This is a genomic window from Phascolarctobacterium sp. ET69, assembly GCF_023336935.1.
Lineage (GTDB): Bacteria > Bacillota > Negativicutes > Acidaminococcales > Acidaminococcaceae > Fusicatenibacter_A > Fusicatenibacter_A intestinipullorum.
Genome location: NZ_JAMBLR010000002.1, coordinates 98,984 through 112,367, shown reverse-complemented (window position 1 = coordinate 112,367; position 13,384 = coordinate 98,984). Strand labels below are relative to the sequence as shown.

Below are 13,384 nucleotides of genomic sequence, written 5' to 3'. Positions count from 1 at the left end.
GGAGGAAGAATTATGAGTTTATTTGATAACGCACAGAGATTTCAAACACTGGGGATAACAACCGAAACTATCAATAACGGCAAATTTCAAAGAGAAATTTACGAAGCAATGCGCCGTTTTAAATCGCTTGACTGGGGCGATGTATCGGAGACTGATACCGAAAGCAATAACGAAGCTGTTAAAACTTTTAGTATGGTCTTAGGGGCGTATAATACCTCAAAGGGCAAAATATGGATTATTGCCGAAAGCAGTACAGGTAATGAATATGACAGGCTGACTGTTCTATTCCCAAATGAATATTGATGTCCACATGTCCTGCGGAAAAAAGGTGTAAAAATGCCTGAAAGCAATGGCTAACACACCATTTTACTGCTGGACATCCGGACATTGGACATAAAATCATAAGGAGTTGCATACAATGGAAAACACCAATATTGCTAAAAAATTACTCGCCGTTATGGCTGAATGTGCTTATGTAGCAAAAAACGGATTGAACAGCTTTCACAAATATAAATATGCCACGGCAGAAGATGTACTGCAAAAGGTTAATGAATCGCTAACGAAAAATAAAATAGCCTGTGTTGCTGTGCCGGAGTTGATAGAATTTACAGACGTTACCAATCTTAAGGGGAATATCGAGCATCTGGCAACAGTAAAGGTAGAAATAACACTTATCGACGGTGACAGCGGAGAGGAAGTAAAAATTTACGGAATAGGCAGTGGTCAGGACGCTGGTGATAAGGCAGTAATGAAGGCGCAAACGGCAGCAAACAAGTACGCTTATATGCTTAGCTTCTGCATTGCCACCGGTGATGATCCGGAAGCAGATAGCAAGACTGATGAGAATAATTACGCTGAACCGCAAAATAACATTAAACACCGGGCTGCTGTTAAACCGCAACCTAAAGCAGGAAATAACATAATTACCTGTACTGGCTGCGGCAATGTAATAACCAATGATAGGGTAGTTGAATATTCCATTAAAAATTTTGGGCGCCCTCTTTGCCGAGAATGCCAAAAAACAGCTATTAAAGCAGCATAAATTTACGAAAAACACTTAATATTATAAGCGCAGGAGTTCAATTCTGCGCTTATTTTTTATCACTTAATCTATTTGTAAAGTTCTAAACCCACGGAGTAGATACATGAAACTTGTAAAAGTGCAATAATTAATATATAAGGAAGGTGATGTCATTTGTTTGCATTACAATACAAAAAGCTTGGCGCACGTATCGTTTATTATAGAAAAATAAATGGACTAACACAAGAAAAATTAGCTGAAGAAGTCGGCATCTCACCACAATATCTCTCGCGGATTGAAAACGGAAATTATCCTAAGAGTGTATCGTTATCAACACTAATGCGAATTGCTGAAAAATTGAATGTTTCTATTAGTAAATTATTAGAGGATATTGAAAATAAATAATAAAAATTTTTAATACTAAATATTTATAAAGCGTATTTAAATTTTATAAAAATATATAACTTATTTTGGAGGTATTTTTATGCGCAAATTATTTTTAATCATATTTATTGTGATAATAAGTTTGTTTACAATATCATGTGGTAATGATGATGAAAACGTATTAAAAGAACAAAAGGCTAAACAAATTTCACAGTTAACTGCTATCAGAAATGAATACTTCGATATTTATTATAAAGAAAATTTAAAGCAGCTATCCAGAGATGCTCAACCTATTAACTTAAAATTCATGCCATATACAAAATTTGTTGGCATATCAAATGTAGCTAAAAATGCTAAACTTCAGTTAGAAAGTTTAAATGATAAATTGGATAAAATTAAAATTGATAAAATTAAAAATGAAAATGGTATTGTTTTAAATGAAGATGTAGAAACATATAAAACAGATTTGTCCAATATGTTTAAACTTACGTTAGATAGTTTGAATGTTTTAGCAACTGTGAAATATGACGAACGAGTAGGAAAAATAGGAGGAATCGTTGCAGAAAATCTAGATTTAAATTATACACATTCAAAAGCATGGGTTGATGAATATCTGTGCAAAGGTTTAGCTGATAAATTATATACTACGCAAACATTAGCAGATCCATTTATGTCCACCTATGAGGTTTATGGTTTTCAAAAAGGGATTTTGGGGGCAGCTCTTATAGGAGGAAAATATAATCACCTTGGTGGAAATTATGGCGAATTTATTCTAACTTTTGAATTGGCTAATTTAAGTAATAATGAACTTTTAGAAATTACACCAATTATCATGGTTGGTTACGAGGGTAAAGAAAAAGAAGTTTTAGACCCTGATGTTGATAGCTGTTTACAAGGTTATTTAAATGGAGATCCTAGTTATGCATTAATTATGGATAATGGTGATAAACTTTATCCTGGTCAAAGAGCTAAATATTGCGTTAGAGGAAAAGTGCCTTTTACAGCGGATGAAGATCTATATGTAAAAATTAAGACTGGGATAAAAGATAACAAAAATACAATGGAATTACCTCTTAGATGGCTACTTTATGCTGGATATCCTGCAAAATTGAATCAGGCTCAGCTTTAATTCTATTAATTTAGTAAAAATTTATATATTAGCAATTAATAAGGCGCACTTGTTACTTCAAGTGCGCCTTATTAATTTATGAACAAAAGGCGTTATTTGAACATCGGCCTTTTGGAGAACACTGCAATGGGTAATTTTTTCATTACAGTACTACTGGTCTTTGCTAAATTTGAAAGGACGTTGATTTATGAACGTACTTACGAAGGACGTCTGATAGCCCAGAATAAAAACGGTTATAGAGAAGGCCGGCCGCGAATTTCAAGTGATAAAATCGAACTGGCGTTAGAGCTGAAAAAGACCAGAAGCTATAAAGATGTTGAGCGTCTGACCGGCATTAGCAAATCTACGCTTATAAGGTACAGAAAGCAATAAATATTAAAAGAACCGCAGGTCTTTTATTACCTGCGGTTTCAAAATTCAAGATTTATGATACAAACAATACTCAAACGATAATATCGCTCTATCAAAGTGTCAAAAGTTAGTGGAAAAAGTATAAACTGCTTTTATATATTTTTCCCTATTAATTTTTCAATTTTATCATAAACTTTTTTGAATGTTCTGATTGAATTAAGTTCTTCATTTTTTTCAAATATATTAAATAATTGCTTAATTATTTTCTGATCAGTTTTATTAATATCTTCTGGCAATCCTTTTAAGCTCTTTCCATACTTTTTCTTTAATAACAAAATTTCGCTTTTATCGATTAGCACAAATAATTTGTCATGATAATATATTTTTCTAAAACCATCCCGATTAACAAATCCTGAAGATATGAAAAAACTTTCAGGAATACCTGTTTTCGAAACTAGTTCATCCAAATTATCTTCTGAAATTTTAATACTTTTTCCCAAAATATATTTTTTCATAGTCGATTCTGAAATTTCTGAACCTAAAAGATATATAAGGTCTTTTAAAGTTAAATTAATACCCTTAAGTTCATAGTCAGATAGCCAAGCATTTCTTGAGTTAAAAAATTCACATAATCTGTCAGGCGAAAGTTTCTTACATTTGGGTCCGTTTGGAAGCTCTTTATTATCATACCTATACGGACATTCATCGATTAATTTATCAAAACATTTTATCGGTAAATTCGGATCATCCAAATAATAACAATCAAAAATTACGTATCCATGTTTCAAACATTGCAATTTTTTAGCAAGAATAAATTTATCATAGTGTGGCACTGCTGTATTACGGTGTGGTAAAGGTTTCAATAATGGTTCTAAGGCCGTTATATTAAAACCATTATTTAAATTTATAAACTCTTTAAAAATATCATAAGAAAGTCTTAAATGCGCTTTATTTAATATTTCCATATTTCCATTACAATAATTAAGCGAAGCAACTAATGTGCAAGACCAAATAAAAGCATTTATTCTATCTAACCTATATTTTTGTTCCTTAGCATCTGACCTTTTTTCAGGATTGATGCAATCATAAAAATTACTGTTAATAATTTCTTTTGTGTTTACAATATATGAAAATAGTATTGGTGTAAACATTGATATGCCTGTTGAACCTAATTCAAAATTAGGCTGATTTTCTAAATTTTTTATTGTTTTCTCTGTACTTTCATCAAGAAAAGAAAAATAATACAATTTATCATGTTTTTTAATAAATTTAACAAACTCATTGTTAATGTTTTTATACTTTGGTTCGTCATATTTGGTGCGTAATAATTCTATTTCTTTATCAATTAACGCAAAAGCCTCTTGATGGGCAACATCTTTTGGCAAATTATACTTTTTTTGTTTAATTATAATTTCACTTCTTAAATAGGTTAAACATAAAATGCTTGCCTTTTTTATATCCCTGTAATCGCCTATTAATACTGCTATAAAAATTTTTAAAAAGTCATCAGAAACATTTGCTTCCACAGATAAAAAGAATTTTGTAATTTCACAATAATTAAGCTGATTAAAAAGTTTTTCGTAACTTTTAATATATTCTAAAGGCTCATTAAAGTAATATTTTAAATTATTACCGTTTGCTTTATTTATCATTTTAAAAATCTCCTTAACAGTACCAACTTTGCAGAGTGAATTATAATTTCGCACTTTTATGTTAAATTATAAGCAGAACACAACGGTTGTTCTGCTTATTTACAATTATAGCAGCGATTGTAAATTTTGCATAGAATGTGCTACTAGTAAAAAGGAAAGTGAGACTTATATGTTCATTCAGAAAAAACTTACAGAAAAAACTTAATAAAAGGAGATGTTTAATTATGCTAAAACTAAGCGAACCAAAGTACATAATGTGTACGAGGACATCGCTATCTCCAGAGGAAGCCGCTGCCAACAAAGCTGCTTTACTACAGCTTAGAGAAAACGTAGTTCTGTCGGAACAAGCATCAGGCCATTTTGACCAGTATGCACAGCAACTTTTAATTGCTGCTCCGCTCAAGCGTAATGCTGAAACTGTTGTAACTTATCCAGTACCAACTAATCATCAGTTCTCTAATTTGCCTATTCCCGCGCCGCATAAAACGGTAGCGTTGAATGATGAATTTGCTCAAAGCAAGTTTATATGGCAAAATGGGTTCTTATTAGTTCCTAACAAGAATGGAACTTATGAGGAAGTTGCTACTTATTTTATTAACTTTACCAAAAAGTTCCAAGAAATTGATGCCTTAGGTAGTGTTGATAAATATGAGTTAATAGTAACTACATCGGCAGAAAGCTTTACTTACGTTATTGAACGTGAAAACCTGTACAAGCTTGAAAAAAATCTTGCTAAAGAAAATTCTCTGTGCTTTATTTTTCACGGGAAGGATGAGGTTTTTAAAACTTACATCTACGAACAGGTAAAAACATTCAGCAGTACTCAACCAAAAGATATTTATAAAATTTATCATCAAATTGGCTGGGTGGTAATTGATGGCAAATTTAACTTTCTTCATGCTGGCCACAAAGACTGCAACCACGAAGTACGGAACAATTTAAAATTGTGTCCAGACTATCGTAAAGCAGACGAGTTCTACAATATCTTTTGCAGAACCGCTCCAGCAGAGATTGTTTTACCGCTTTTAATGTATGCACTTTATGCGTACATGGCTGGTCTCTATGAGAACGCTTGCCATGACGGCGGTTGCCGGTCAATACTCTACATAGCTGGCGAAACAGGCTCTGGTAAGACTAGTTTGACAAAAGTCTTAATAAGCTGGCTATCCATAATGGGGTTTAACGTCGATATGCGCTTTGATGATACAACAGCAATTATTGAAGAAAAAATCGCCAACAACAGCGACCTGCTAACACTTGTGGACGATTTTTATCCCAAGCCTGGGCAATCGGATTTTCAAAAAAAAGCAGATGAAATTGCCAGAATAATCGGCGATGGGCGCATTAAAGATAAATGTGGACCTGACCGTAAGCCGTTGCCCAAAAGAACATTCAGGGGTGGAATAATAGCGACTGGTGAGTATTTTAACCTATGCACCCTTTCAAGTTATCTCCGTTCTTTGGTTCTTAACGTAAGCAAGGGGACGATTAATTTCGGATACATTACCGAATTACAAAAAAGCCCTGATTTGGTTCAAGCGTTCTTTTCTTCCTGGATTGACTGGTTAGAAAGAAACCAGGATTGTATTTTGCGTAACCTACCACAAATACAGGAAGTTAACACGGCAACAGTCCGCACGAACATTAAGCTGGAATACGAACGACTTACCATCAGCATAGCTGCACTGTTAAGCGTTGCAGACATATTTAATAGTTTTGCGGATTCTGTAAACATCGCTTTCGATTCAGTCGCAGCCAGAGAAGCTATTCTCAGATTAGGACGCGAGATGAAATTTGTTGCAGCCACAATGGCGCCTGAGCAAGTTGCCATTGACGCAATAACTGAAGGAATCGAAAACGGCGGATTTAGTATAGCGGCTTCAAGGTCTGCTTTCATAACCAGCAAAGACGCAGATGGTTATAATGAAGAAAGCGGAAACTATTGGATTATCACTACTATGGTTAATAACCTTGTTGAAAGTTATGCAGCTCGCAAAAATTACAGCATTAAATTCGGTTCTGAACTGCGTAAAAAACTAGTAAGTATGGGATTTATGCAGGAAGCAGAAGGAAAAAGATTTACGCAGGACAGACAGGTATCACCAAGACGTCCGCGCGGATATTTAATAACATTAAGGAGGTATTCTTATGAAAGAGAATATGATTGAAGAAAAAGCGTATTTATTCATTGATAACCACGAAATCGGTGTAACTAATGATCCTTTGGATGTTGCTAAAAAACTTAAAACTTTGCCTTTCGGCGCTAGCGTAAAGGTTGAATGCGGTTCCAAAGAATTAATGTTAGAAAAACAAGCTGTTATTTTGGGTCGGGACACCATCGTGAATGTTTGGTGCGAAGGCGATGTAAGGATTCCCGCAGTGCAGCCTGACTATAATATTTCAAAACGCAACCGCGACCCAGAAAAACTTCGCAAGTTTTACAGCTTTGTTGGACCTGAACAGAACGTTGAGGAACCCGGACTCTTTGGTAATCTGATTGAAGGAGGTGATAAACATGTTAAATAATGACTTAATGACAAGCAAAATGGTTCTCAAAGAAATTTTTGAGGGCATGATAAAGTATTCAACCCTGCTTCAATATGTACGAAGTGGAAAGATACCGGCCAAGAAGATTGGCAGGAAATATGTATTTAGCCGAAAAGCACTGATAGCTTGGCGGGAAAGAAATTTTAATCGCCCGGCTTTCGCCAAGATGATTTAATAAAAAATGATAAAGCGCCGGGGTAAAACCGGCGCTTTATTATTTAATATCGATAGGAGAAAGCAATATGCCTGGAAGTATAGTTGAACTCGGTAATAATAAGTATAAATTAGTAGTATCATGCGGTTACAAGAATGGTCCGCAAGTCCGCCGTTGTAAAACAGTTGAAGCGCGAACAAAAGCCGCTGTTAACAAAAAACTTGCAGTATTTTACGCTCAGGTACAGGCTGAAATGCAAAAGAAGCAGAGACAAAATGTTAGACCTGCTGTACGCACAAAGATGACAGTCACTGATTTGATTGATGTATGGACGGAAAAATATGGCAGCACGTTAAGCCCGACAACAGCACAAAGCGATAAAATCAATATCAAAAACAATATCCTGCCGTATATAGGTAAACGCCAGGCAGACGCTATTAAAGCAGATGATGTTTTATGGCTTATTGCCGAACTGCGCAATCGTCCTAAAATGCGTGACCCGACCAAAAAACTATCTGAAACAACGGTACATTCCGTATATAAACTGCTGCGCTCAATTTATAACCGCTGTATTGAATGGGGGCTGGTTGATAAGAATCCATGTGAAGAAATACCGGTTTATCAGCGTCCCAAGCCAGCTGAGAGTAAGACTCCGTTTTATCAGTATGATGAATTTAAACGCTTTATGCAGGCTGTGCGGGAATTAAAAGATACGCCAACCAACGTGAAGCAAAAGTTGCTGTTGTTTTTGGCGTTTCAGGATGTTTGCAGGCGCGGAGAAATGTACGCATTGACATGGGACAGAGTCGATTTTGAGCAAAGCGTTTTTAAAATTGAAGAAAGCAGTTACTATGTGCCGGGACAGGGAATAAATACCAAAGACCCAAAAACGAAATCTTCAAAACGGGAATTGGCTTTTGGTGCACGAATAAAGGAACTATTTCTCAAACATAAAGAAAATCAGGAAGCACATTTAAAGAGCAGGAATCTCAAGAATCCGCAAAACTGGATTTTTGTCAGAACACGAGGCATAAAATCTGGTGAAAACGTGAAAATTTTAGACTTGTCATCATTTTATAATTGGTTGCAGGATTTCATTGCCAGAAACAACTTTAACCATATGACCGTACATGGCTGGAGGCATATGGGGGCAACTTATTCATTAGCAAGGGGCGTTGACCTTGGCACGGTAAAAGATAATATGGGTCACAGCGATTTGAAAACAACGTCAAGATATTTACACCCAATAACGGTCGCAAAAAAAGGTGCCGCTAAAGAAATGGATAATTTAATTGATGAGACCATTACTGCAAATGATGAAATTAATAGCCAGTGCTAAATTTAGCACTGGCTATAATTTCTTTACTTTAATAATTATTTGAGATAATTTTTAATCATTTCAGATGCCTGATGATGATTTGCGTACAAATAAGCACCTGAATAAGCACCTGTATTAAAAAAGCCTGTTTCGGCAAGTCCCGAAACAGGCATAAATACTGGGGTTGCGAGATATGTAAAAATTCTTAGCACATAGCTTGGGAAGCTATTGTTCTACCACTGAACTACACCCGCATGTGTAAATTGTATTAATAATTATATCACAGCCTTTCCGGCTTGGCAATATTCTAAAACCCGGCCAGCCTCCCTGCTGCCGCCTGTTCAAAAATTTTATTCCCTATCTTTACAAAGTTTAAAGATTATGGTAAAATCTCGTCTTGCCGTCACTTTTAAAGGCGGTAAAATTTGATGATAGGAGGAATATGATGGTTTATATTAAGCCGTCTACACGCCTGCGTACCGATTACAACCAAATTGCCGAACTGGCACGCAGAACAGGCGATGCAATTTACATTACCAAAAATGGGGAAAAGGATTTAGTGGTGATGTGCGCCCGGGCGTTTGAACTGCGCGACTTAGTATTAAAACTCAGCAATGTAGTTTTGGAAAGCGAAAACACAAGATTAAACGGAGCAGCCGCTTGCGCTCTGGAAGAATTTGAAGCAAGCCTGAAGCAGAAAAGCCATGGTTGAAGCGTCAATAAGGCTTCTGCCGCGCGCGGTTGACGACCTGAAAAATATCGGCGCTTACTGGCGGCGCAACATTACGCCGGACGAAGCAGACAGAATAACCGGCAAAATACTGCGCGATTTAAAAGAACTGAAGCTCTTTTATCCGGCGGCCGACAGCATTAAATACGAGCCGCTGAAAAGCAGGAATTTTAAAATTTTAAAAAGCCAGAACTATATCTGTATCTGTAAAAAGGTGGAGCACATTATTTATATTTACCATATTGCCCACCTGCCTACGGAATATCCCGATATTTTTTAACTTATAACAATAACAGCACACCAAAGCAGCTTTTACAATGCTTTCCGTGTGCTGTTTATTTATTTTCTGCCTTTAACTTTTAACTCCATCTGCCGTTTGGAACGCCGGTACTGCAGCATAAAGCGGCGCACCTTCAGCACACGGAACAAACTTGAAACCAGCATTACGCCGATGGCAATGGCAACGGAGTCCGTCATTGCCGTAAGCAAAATGGAAGTTCCGTTGTTATATTCATTATTAATAATGGCAAACATGCCCTGATAAATGCCCAGCCCCGGTACCAGAGGCACTATGCCCGGTATAACAAACACCGTTACCGGCTGCTTGAAAATGCGGGAACTGAGCTCACTAGCCAATGCCAGCGAAATAGTGGCGCAAAAGTTGGAAACAAATGACGTATAGCCAAGCTCATGCCGCAGGTATATAAAAACCACCCAGCCGATAGCGCCGATAACGCCGTCGATAAACACAATCTTTTTCGGCGCCTGAAACAGCACCGCAAACGCCATAGTAGCAATGCAGGCAAACCCGAAGGCGGTTATAATTTCCATAAATCCCACCCCCAGATAAACCAGGCACGCAGCACAAACGCAATGCCGATGGCAATGGACGAAGCAAACAGCAGCGCTTCCGCAATGCGCGAATTGCCGCTCATTAAATTACCTGCCATATAATCGCGCAGGCCGTTGCAGAAAGCCACGCCGGGCACAAAGGGCATCAGCGCGCCTACAATAATTTTTTCCATTGTGCACTGCACGCTCATGGCGCAGCAGATAAGCGCAACGGTTGCAATGACAACACCGGCCACGGCATTTTCCCAAAAAGCGCTGGGGTGGTAGCCTGCAATCTGCTTTAAGGCAACCATGGCAGCGCCGCCCGTAATAAAGGCCGCAATAAAGTCATGGCTGTTGCCGCCCAGCATCGCCGCAAAGGCTGCCGAACCAATGCCGGAGGCAAGGCAGACCATCCATTTACCGTAAGGCGCGGGCTGCCGCCATTTTTTGTCCAGCCATTTGCAGGTATCTTCGTAGCCCATATCCCACTTGGCAAAATTGTAGGACATGCTGTTCATTTCGCTGATAAGACTTAAATTGGTGCTGCGGTAGCCAATTCTGCTTACGCGGATAAAGCTGTCGGTATCTTCGTTGCCCAAAATTATAACGGTGGGCGTTACAAAAGGGTCAACCTCATAGCCGTGCGCCAGGCAGCAGCGCGAAATGGTATCTTCCACACGGTAGGTTTCCGCGCCGCTTTTCAGCAGAATTTTGCCCATTTTTACAGCTATATTGATTGTCTGGTCACGTGTAAAATCTGTTTTAGCCATTATTTTTCACCGCCCTGTGCGGCAAAAAGCTCTGCCACCGCTTTTTTAAAAGCGTTGGCGCCGCCCATGGAAGGATGCGGCACACACTCGCAGGCAACACCGTATTTGCCGAGCGTCTGCTGCGATTTGCGCCCGATTGCCACAACCGTCATGCCGGGAATAAGCTGCATTAAAAGCCACGCGTACTCAATGCCAACATCCAGCTCCTCGCCTGTCGGCGTACGGTTGCTTAAAATATTGCTGCCTTTATACGGATGGAACGGAAAAATGTTCCACAAAACCGTATCATAAGGAGATAACCCGTGGCGCGCAATGGCGTTCCACATAACCGTCGCCGTAGGTTCGTTAAAGCCGTACAGTTTTTGCGTGCGGTTCAGGCGCGGGCTGTCCGGATTGCTGGTGCGCCTGTAATCCCACTCACCCAAAACTGCCTGCGGCTCAACATCCGGATGATTTCCGAGTAAAATGCGCTCACTGGTCATGGCCATGCCGCTGAAATGCCCGCCCTGGTAGCCGAGCCCTTCGGCAATGAACAGAAAATGAGCATTTTGGCGCAGCTTTAAATAGCGCAGAAAGTTCGCCGCACGTATTACAGGCGCCTGCGGGCCAATGTCACATTCAGTGTCGTAATCTGCCCACGGGTTAAAAACCTGCGGGCTGCTGTATTGTTGTAGTTTTTCAATAAATTCTTCTGCCGTCACAACTGTTACCGCCATTAAAGTTTTACATCAATCTGTGCCGATACGCCTACACCCTGTACACGGTTAACATCGGTAATATCAACTTTGTCAATCGGTATCAGCGCTTTGGCGCGGAAACTGCCGAAAAATGATGCTTCTATCAAAAGCGCAGCCTTGCATTTTTCTACCTGCGCATGCGGGCCGCTTACCTGCGCCGCACCTGCATAGCTGCCGTCGCCAACGGTAATTACCGGCACAACCTTGGTTGCGTAATCACTGCTTACGGCATATTTGCCGGTTAAAGTGTTAATGGCGCTGTTAAGCTGGTCATCAAACTGGCTTACAAGCACGCCGATGGCGCCGCCTTTTAAAACAGTGCCCAAAATTCCGGCCTGTGCCGGAGCAGTGCTGCTGCCAAGTATAAAGCCGCATACCAGAGCAGCCGCTATATATTTTTTACCCTGCATAGTAAAACCTCCTGTTAAAAATTTTACAATATAATTATCTTCGCCGTTTTTTTATAAACGCCTGCCCGATGTAAAACTTTTTTCTTCATATTTACATCAGCTTTCTTTTGGCGTACCATTAATATATAAGTTTTATAAAGGAGCTGAACCATATGGAATTCTTTCAATATTTAGCACCGACCAAAGTAATTTTCGGGCGCGGAACCGAAGCACGCACCGGCGCACTGTGCAAAGAAGCCGGAGCAACAAAGGTACTCATTCACTACGGCGGGCACAGCGCCAAAAACTCCGGCCTGATTGACAGAATCTGCGCTTCGCTTCAGGCGGAAGGCATCAGCTATACAGAATTGGGCGGCGTTGTGCCGAACCCACGCCTCAGCAAAGTTTATGAAGGCATTGAGCTCGGCCGCAAAGAAAAAATAGATTTTATACTGGCAGTAGGCGGCGGCAGCGTTATCGACAGCGCCAAAGCTATCGGCTACGGCCTTACCAACGAAGGCGACGTATGGGACTACTACACCGGCAAAGCACCGCAGGCCTGCATGCCTATCGGCACAGTGCTGACCATTGCCGCCGCAGGCAGCGAAATGAGCAACGCCAGCATTATCACCAATGAAAACGGCTGGTTAAAGCGCGGCGCTTATTCTCCTTACGCTTACTGCAAATTTGCCGTTATGAACCCGGAGCTTACCTATACCCTGCCCGCTTACCAAACGGCAAGCGGCTGCACGGATATTATTGTGCACAGCCTGGAACGCTTTTTTACCAAACCAAATGTTAAACAGCTTAATTTAACGGACGGCATTGCCGAAACACTGATTAAAAACGTAATGCGCAACGTAAAAACCGCCCTTAAAAAGCCTGATGACTATGACGCACGCTCCGAAATTATGTGGAGCGGCACTCTTTCCCATAACGATATTACCGGCGACCGCACTTTAGGCGACTGGGCCTGCCATCAGCTGGAGCACGAACTCGGCGGCATGTTTGATATCGCCCACGGCGCAGGCCTTGCAGCAGTTTGGGGCAGCTGGGCGCGTTATGTAATGCCGGTTAACCCCGCACGCTTTGCGCAGCTTGCCGTTAATGTTTTCGGCATCCCCTATACAGCCGGTGCGGAAGAAAAAATTGCCCTTGAAGGCATTGAAGCTATGGAAGCATTTTTTAAGAGCATTGGCATGCCGACGAGAATCAGCGATATGGATATTCATCTTACCGACGGACAGATTAAAGAACTGGCCTATAAATGCAGCTTTAACAACACGCGCACTATCGGCGGCTTTAAAGCACTGAACATTGACGACATGGAAAAGATTTACCAGATGGCCAAATAAAGCCTGCCGGAAT

Annotated in this window: 17 protein-coding genes; 12 read left to right on the top strand and 5 right to left on the bottom strand. The window is 39.7% G+C overall.

Annotated features, from left to right (window positions below):
- Positions 1–12: 12 nt before the first annotated feature.
- From M3079_RS03320 to M3079_RS03300, 5 genes are all read left to right on the top strand, one after another.
- Entirely contained in the window at positions 13–303 is a 291-nt protein-coding gene (locus M3079_RS03320; RefSeq protein WP_249077223.1) for a hypothetical protein, read from the top strand.
- A 115-nt stretch (positions 304–418) separates the two neighbouring features.
- Positions 419–1,042 (top strand): ERF family protein, encoded by a 624-nt coding sequence (locus M3079_RS03315; protein ID WP_249077222.1) that lies wholly within the window; start codon positions 419–421, stop codon positions 1,040–1,042.
- Positions 1,043–1,195: 153 nt separating this feature from the next.
- Positions 1,196–1,426 carry a helix-turn-helix transcriptional regulator gene (locus M3079_RS03310; RefSeq protein ID WP_249077221.1) on the top strand — a complete coding sequence of 77 codons (231 nt, stop codon included), beginning with the start codon at positions 1,196–1,198 and terminating at the stop codon, positions 1,424–1,426.
- A gap of 79 nt (positions 1,427–1,505) precedes the next feature.
- Positions 1,506–2,534, top strand: coding sequence for a hypothetical protein (locus M3079_RS03305; RefSeq protein ID WP_249077220.1), 1,029 nt, complete (start codon positions 1,506–1,508; stop codon positions 2,532–2,534).
- 126 nt (positions 2,535–2,660) lie between these two features.
- The gene (locus M3079_RS03300) at positions 2,661–2,906 is read left to right on the top strand and encodes a hypothetical protein (RefSeq protein ID WP_249077218.1); all 246 of its coding nucleotides are present in this window, start codon (positions 2,661–2,663) and stop codon (positions 2,904–2,906) included.
- A gap of 131 nt (positions 2,907–3,037) precedes the next feature.
- Here M3079_RS03300 and M3079_RS03295 read toward each other — a convergent pair whose 3' ends face one another.
- On the bottom strand, positions 3,038–4,537 hold the full coding sequence (locus tag M3079_RS03295; RefSeq protein ID WP_249077216.1) for a hypothetical protein: 1,500 nt from the start codon (positions 4,535–4,537) through the stop codon (positions 3,038–3,040).
- Positions 4,538–4,761: 224 nt separating this feature from the next.
- On the opposite strand from M3079_RS03295, the gene M3079_RS03290 reads away from it, so the two are divergent.
- From M3079_RS03290 to M3079_RS03265, 6 genes are all read left to right on the top strand, one after another.
- Positions 4,762–6,705, top strand: a complete 1,944-nt coding sequence (locus tag M3079_RS03290; RefSeq protein WP_249077215.1) for a CpaF/VirB11 family protein — start codon at positions 4,762–4,764, stop codon at positions 6,703–6,705.
- Positions 6,686–7,063, top strand: a complete 378-nt coding sequence (locus M3079_RS03285; RefSeq protein WP_249077214.1) for a hypothetical protein — start codon at positions 6,686–6,688, stop codon at positions 7,061–7,063. Before M3079_RS03290 ends, M3079_RS03285 begins: the two co-directional genes overlap by 20 nt.
- Positions 7,053–7,259: a helix-turn-helix domain-containing protein gene (locus tag M3079_RS03280; RefSeq protein ID WP_249077213.1), complete on the top strand. Its 207-nt coding sequence runs from the start codon at positions 7,053–7,055 to the stop codon at positions 7,257–7,259. The genes M3079_RS03285 and M3079_RS03280 overlap by 11 nt, the downstream gene beginning before the upstream one ends.
- A gap of 67 nt (positions 7,260–7,326) precedes the next feature.
- Positions 7,327–8,577 (top strand): site-specific integrase, encoded by a 1,251-nt coding sequence (locus M3079_RS03275; protein ID WP_021715239.1) that lies wholly within the window; start codon positions 7,327–7,329, stop codon positions 8,575–8,577.
- Between the two features lie 421 nt (positions 8,578–8,998).
- Positions 8,999–9,268, top strand: coding sequence for a hypothetical protein (locus M3079_RS03270; protein WP_249077212.1), 270 nt, complete (start codon positions 8,999–9,001; stop codon positions 9,266–9,268).
- The gene (locus tag M3079_RS03265; RefSeq protein ID WP_249077211.1) at positions 9,261–9,566 is read left to right on the top strand and encodes a type II toxin-antitoxin system RelE/ParE family toxin; all 306 of its coding nucleotides are present in this window, start codon (positions 9,261–9,263) and stop codon (positions 9,564–9,566) included. Before M3079_RS03270 ends, M3079_RS03265 begins: the two co-directional genes overlap by 8 nt.
- Positions 9,567–9,625: 59 nt before the next feature.
- On the opposite strand, the gene M3079_RS03260 is transcribed toward M3079_RS03265, so the two are convergent.
- Genes M3079_RS03260 through M3079_RS03245 form a run of 4 tightly spaced genes read right to left on the bottom strand, consistent with a single transcriptional unit; the run spans position 9,626 to position 12,037 of the window.
- On the bottom strand, positions 9,626–10,117 hold the full coding sequence (locus M3079_RS03260) for a threonine/serine exporter family protein (RefSeq protein ID WP_249077210.1): 492 nt from the start codon (positions 10,115–10,117) through the stop codon (positions 9,626–9,628).
- Positions 10,105–10,890 carry a threonine/serine exporter family protein gene (locus tag M3079_RS03255; RefSeq protein ID WP_021715243.1) on the bottom strand — a complete coding sequence of 262 codons (786 nt, stop codon included), beginning with the start codon at positions 10,888–10,890 and terminating at the stop codon, positions 10,105–10,107. Before M3079_RS03255 ends, M3079_RS03260 begins: the two co-directional genes overlap by 13 nt.
- Positions 10,890–11,591, bottom strand: a complete 702-nt coding sequence (locus M3079_RS03250; RefSeq protein ID WP_249077209.1) for a uracil-DNA glycosylase — start codon at positions 11,589–11,591, stop codon at positions 10,890–10,892. The genes M3079_RS03255 and M3079_RS03250 overlap by 1 nt, the downstream gene beginning before the upstream one ends.
- Before the next feature lie 14 nt (positions 11,592–11,605).
- Positions 11,606–12,037: a hypothetical protein gene (locus tag M3079_RS03245; RefSeq protein WP_021715245.1), complete on the bottom strand. Its 432-nt coding sequence runs from the start codon at positions 12,035–12,037 to the stop codon at positions 11,606–11,608.
- A 152-nt stretch (positions 12,038–12,189) separates the two neighbouring features.
- Here M3079_RS03245 and M3079_RS03240 point away from each other — a divergent pair, with 152 nt between their 5' ends.
- Positions 12,190–13,371, top strand: a complete 1,182-nt coding sequence (locus M3079_RS03240) for an iron-containing alcohol dehydrogenase (RefSeq protein ID WP_249077208.1) — start codon at positions 12,190–12,192, stop codon at positions 13,369–13,371.
- Positions 13,372–13,384: the final 13 nt, after the last annotated feature.

What these genes read in the sequence shown, in the direction of transcription:
- M3079_RS03320 (WP_249077223.1), top strand. Translation starts at nt 13, where the DNA reads ATGAGTTTATTTGATAACGCACAGAGATTTCAAACACTGGGGATAACA.
- M3079_RS03315 (WP_249077222.1), top strand. Translation starts at nt 419, where the DNA reads ATGGAAAACACCAATATTGCTAAAAAATTACTCGCCGTTATGGCTGAA.
- M3079_RS03305 (WP_249077220.1), top strand. Translation starts at nt 1,506, where the DNA reads ATGCGCAAATTATTTTTAATCATATTTATTGTGATAATAAGTTTGTTT.
- M3079_RS03300 (WP_249077218.1), top strand. Translation starts at nt 2,661, where the DNA reads ATGGGTAATTTTTTCATTACAGTACTACTGGTCTTTGCTAAATTTGAA.
- M3079_RS03295 (WP_249077216.1), bottom strand. Translation starts at nt 4,537, where the DNA reads ATGATAAATAAAGCAAACGGTAATAATTTAAAATATTACTTTAATGAG.
- M3079_RS03290 (WP_249077215.1), top strand. Translation starts at nt 4,762, where the DNA reads ATGCTAAAACTAAGCGAACCAAAGTACATAATGTGTACGAGGACATCG.
- M3079_RS03285 (WP_249077214.1), top strand. Translation starts at nt 6,686, where the DNA reads ATGAAAGAGAATATGATTGAAGAAAAAGCGTATTTATTCATTGATAAC.
- M3079_RS03280 (WP_249077213.1), top strand. Translation starts at nt 7,053, where the DNA reads ATGTTAAATAATGACTTAATGACAAGCAAAATGGTTCTCAAAGAAATT.
- M3079_RS03275 (WP_021715239.1), top strand. Translation starts at nt 7,327, where the DNA reads ATGCCTGGAAGTATAGTTGAACTCGGTAATAATAAGTATAAATTAGTA.
- M3079_RS03270 (WP_249077212.1), top strand. Translation starts at nt 8,999, where the DNA reads ATGATGGTTTATATTAAGCCGTCTACACGCCTGCGTACCGATTACAAC.
- M3079_RS03265 (WP_249077211.1), top strand. Translation starts at nt 9,261, where the DNA reads ATGGTTGAAGCGTCAATAAGGCTTCTGCCGCGCGCGGTTGACGACCTG.
- M3079_RS03260 (WP_249077210.1), bottom strand. Translation starts at nt 10,117, where the DNA reads ATGGAAATTATAACCGCCTTCGGGTTTGCCTGCATTGCTACTATGGCG.
- M3079_RS03255 (WP_021715243.1), bottom strand. Translation starts at nt 10,890, where the DNA reads ATGGCTAAAACAGATTTTACACGTGACCAGACAATCAATATAGCTGTA.
- M3079_RS03245 (WP_021715245.1), bottom strand. Translation starts at nt 12,037, where the DNA reads ATGCAGGGTAAAAAATATATAGCGGCTGCTCTGGTATGCGGCTTTATA.
- M3079_RS03240 (WP_249077208.1), top strand. Translation starts at nt 12,190, where the DNA reads ATGGAATTCTTTCAATATTTAGCACCGACCAAAGTAATTTTCGGGCGC.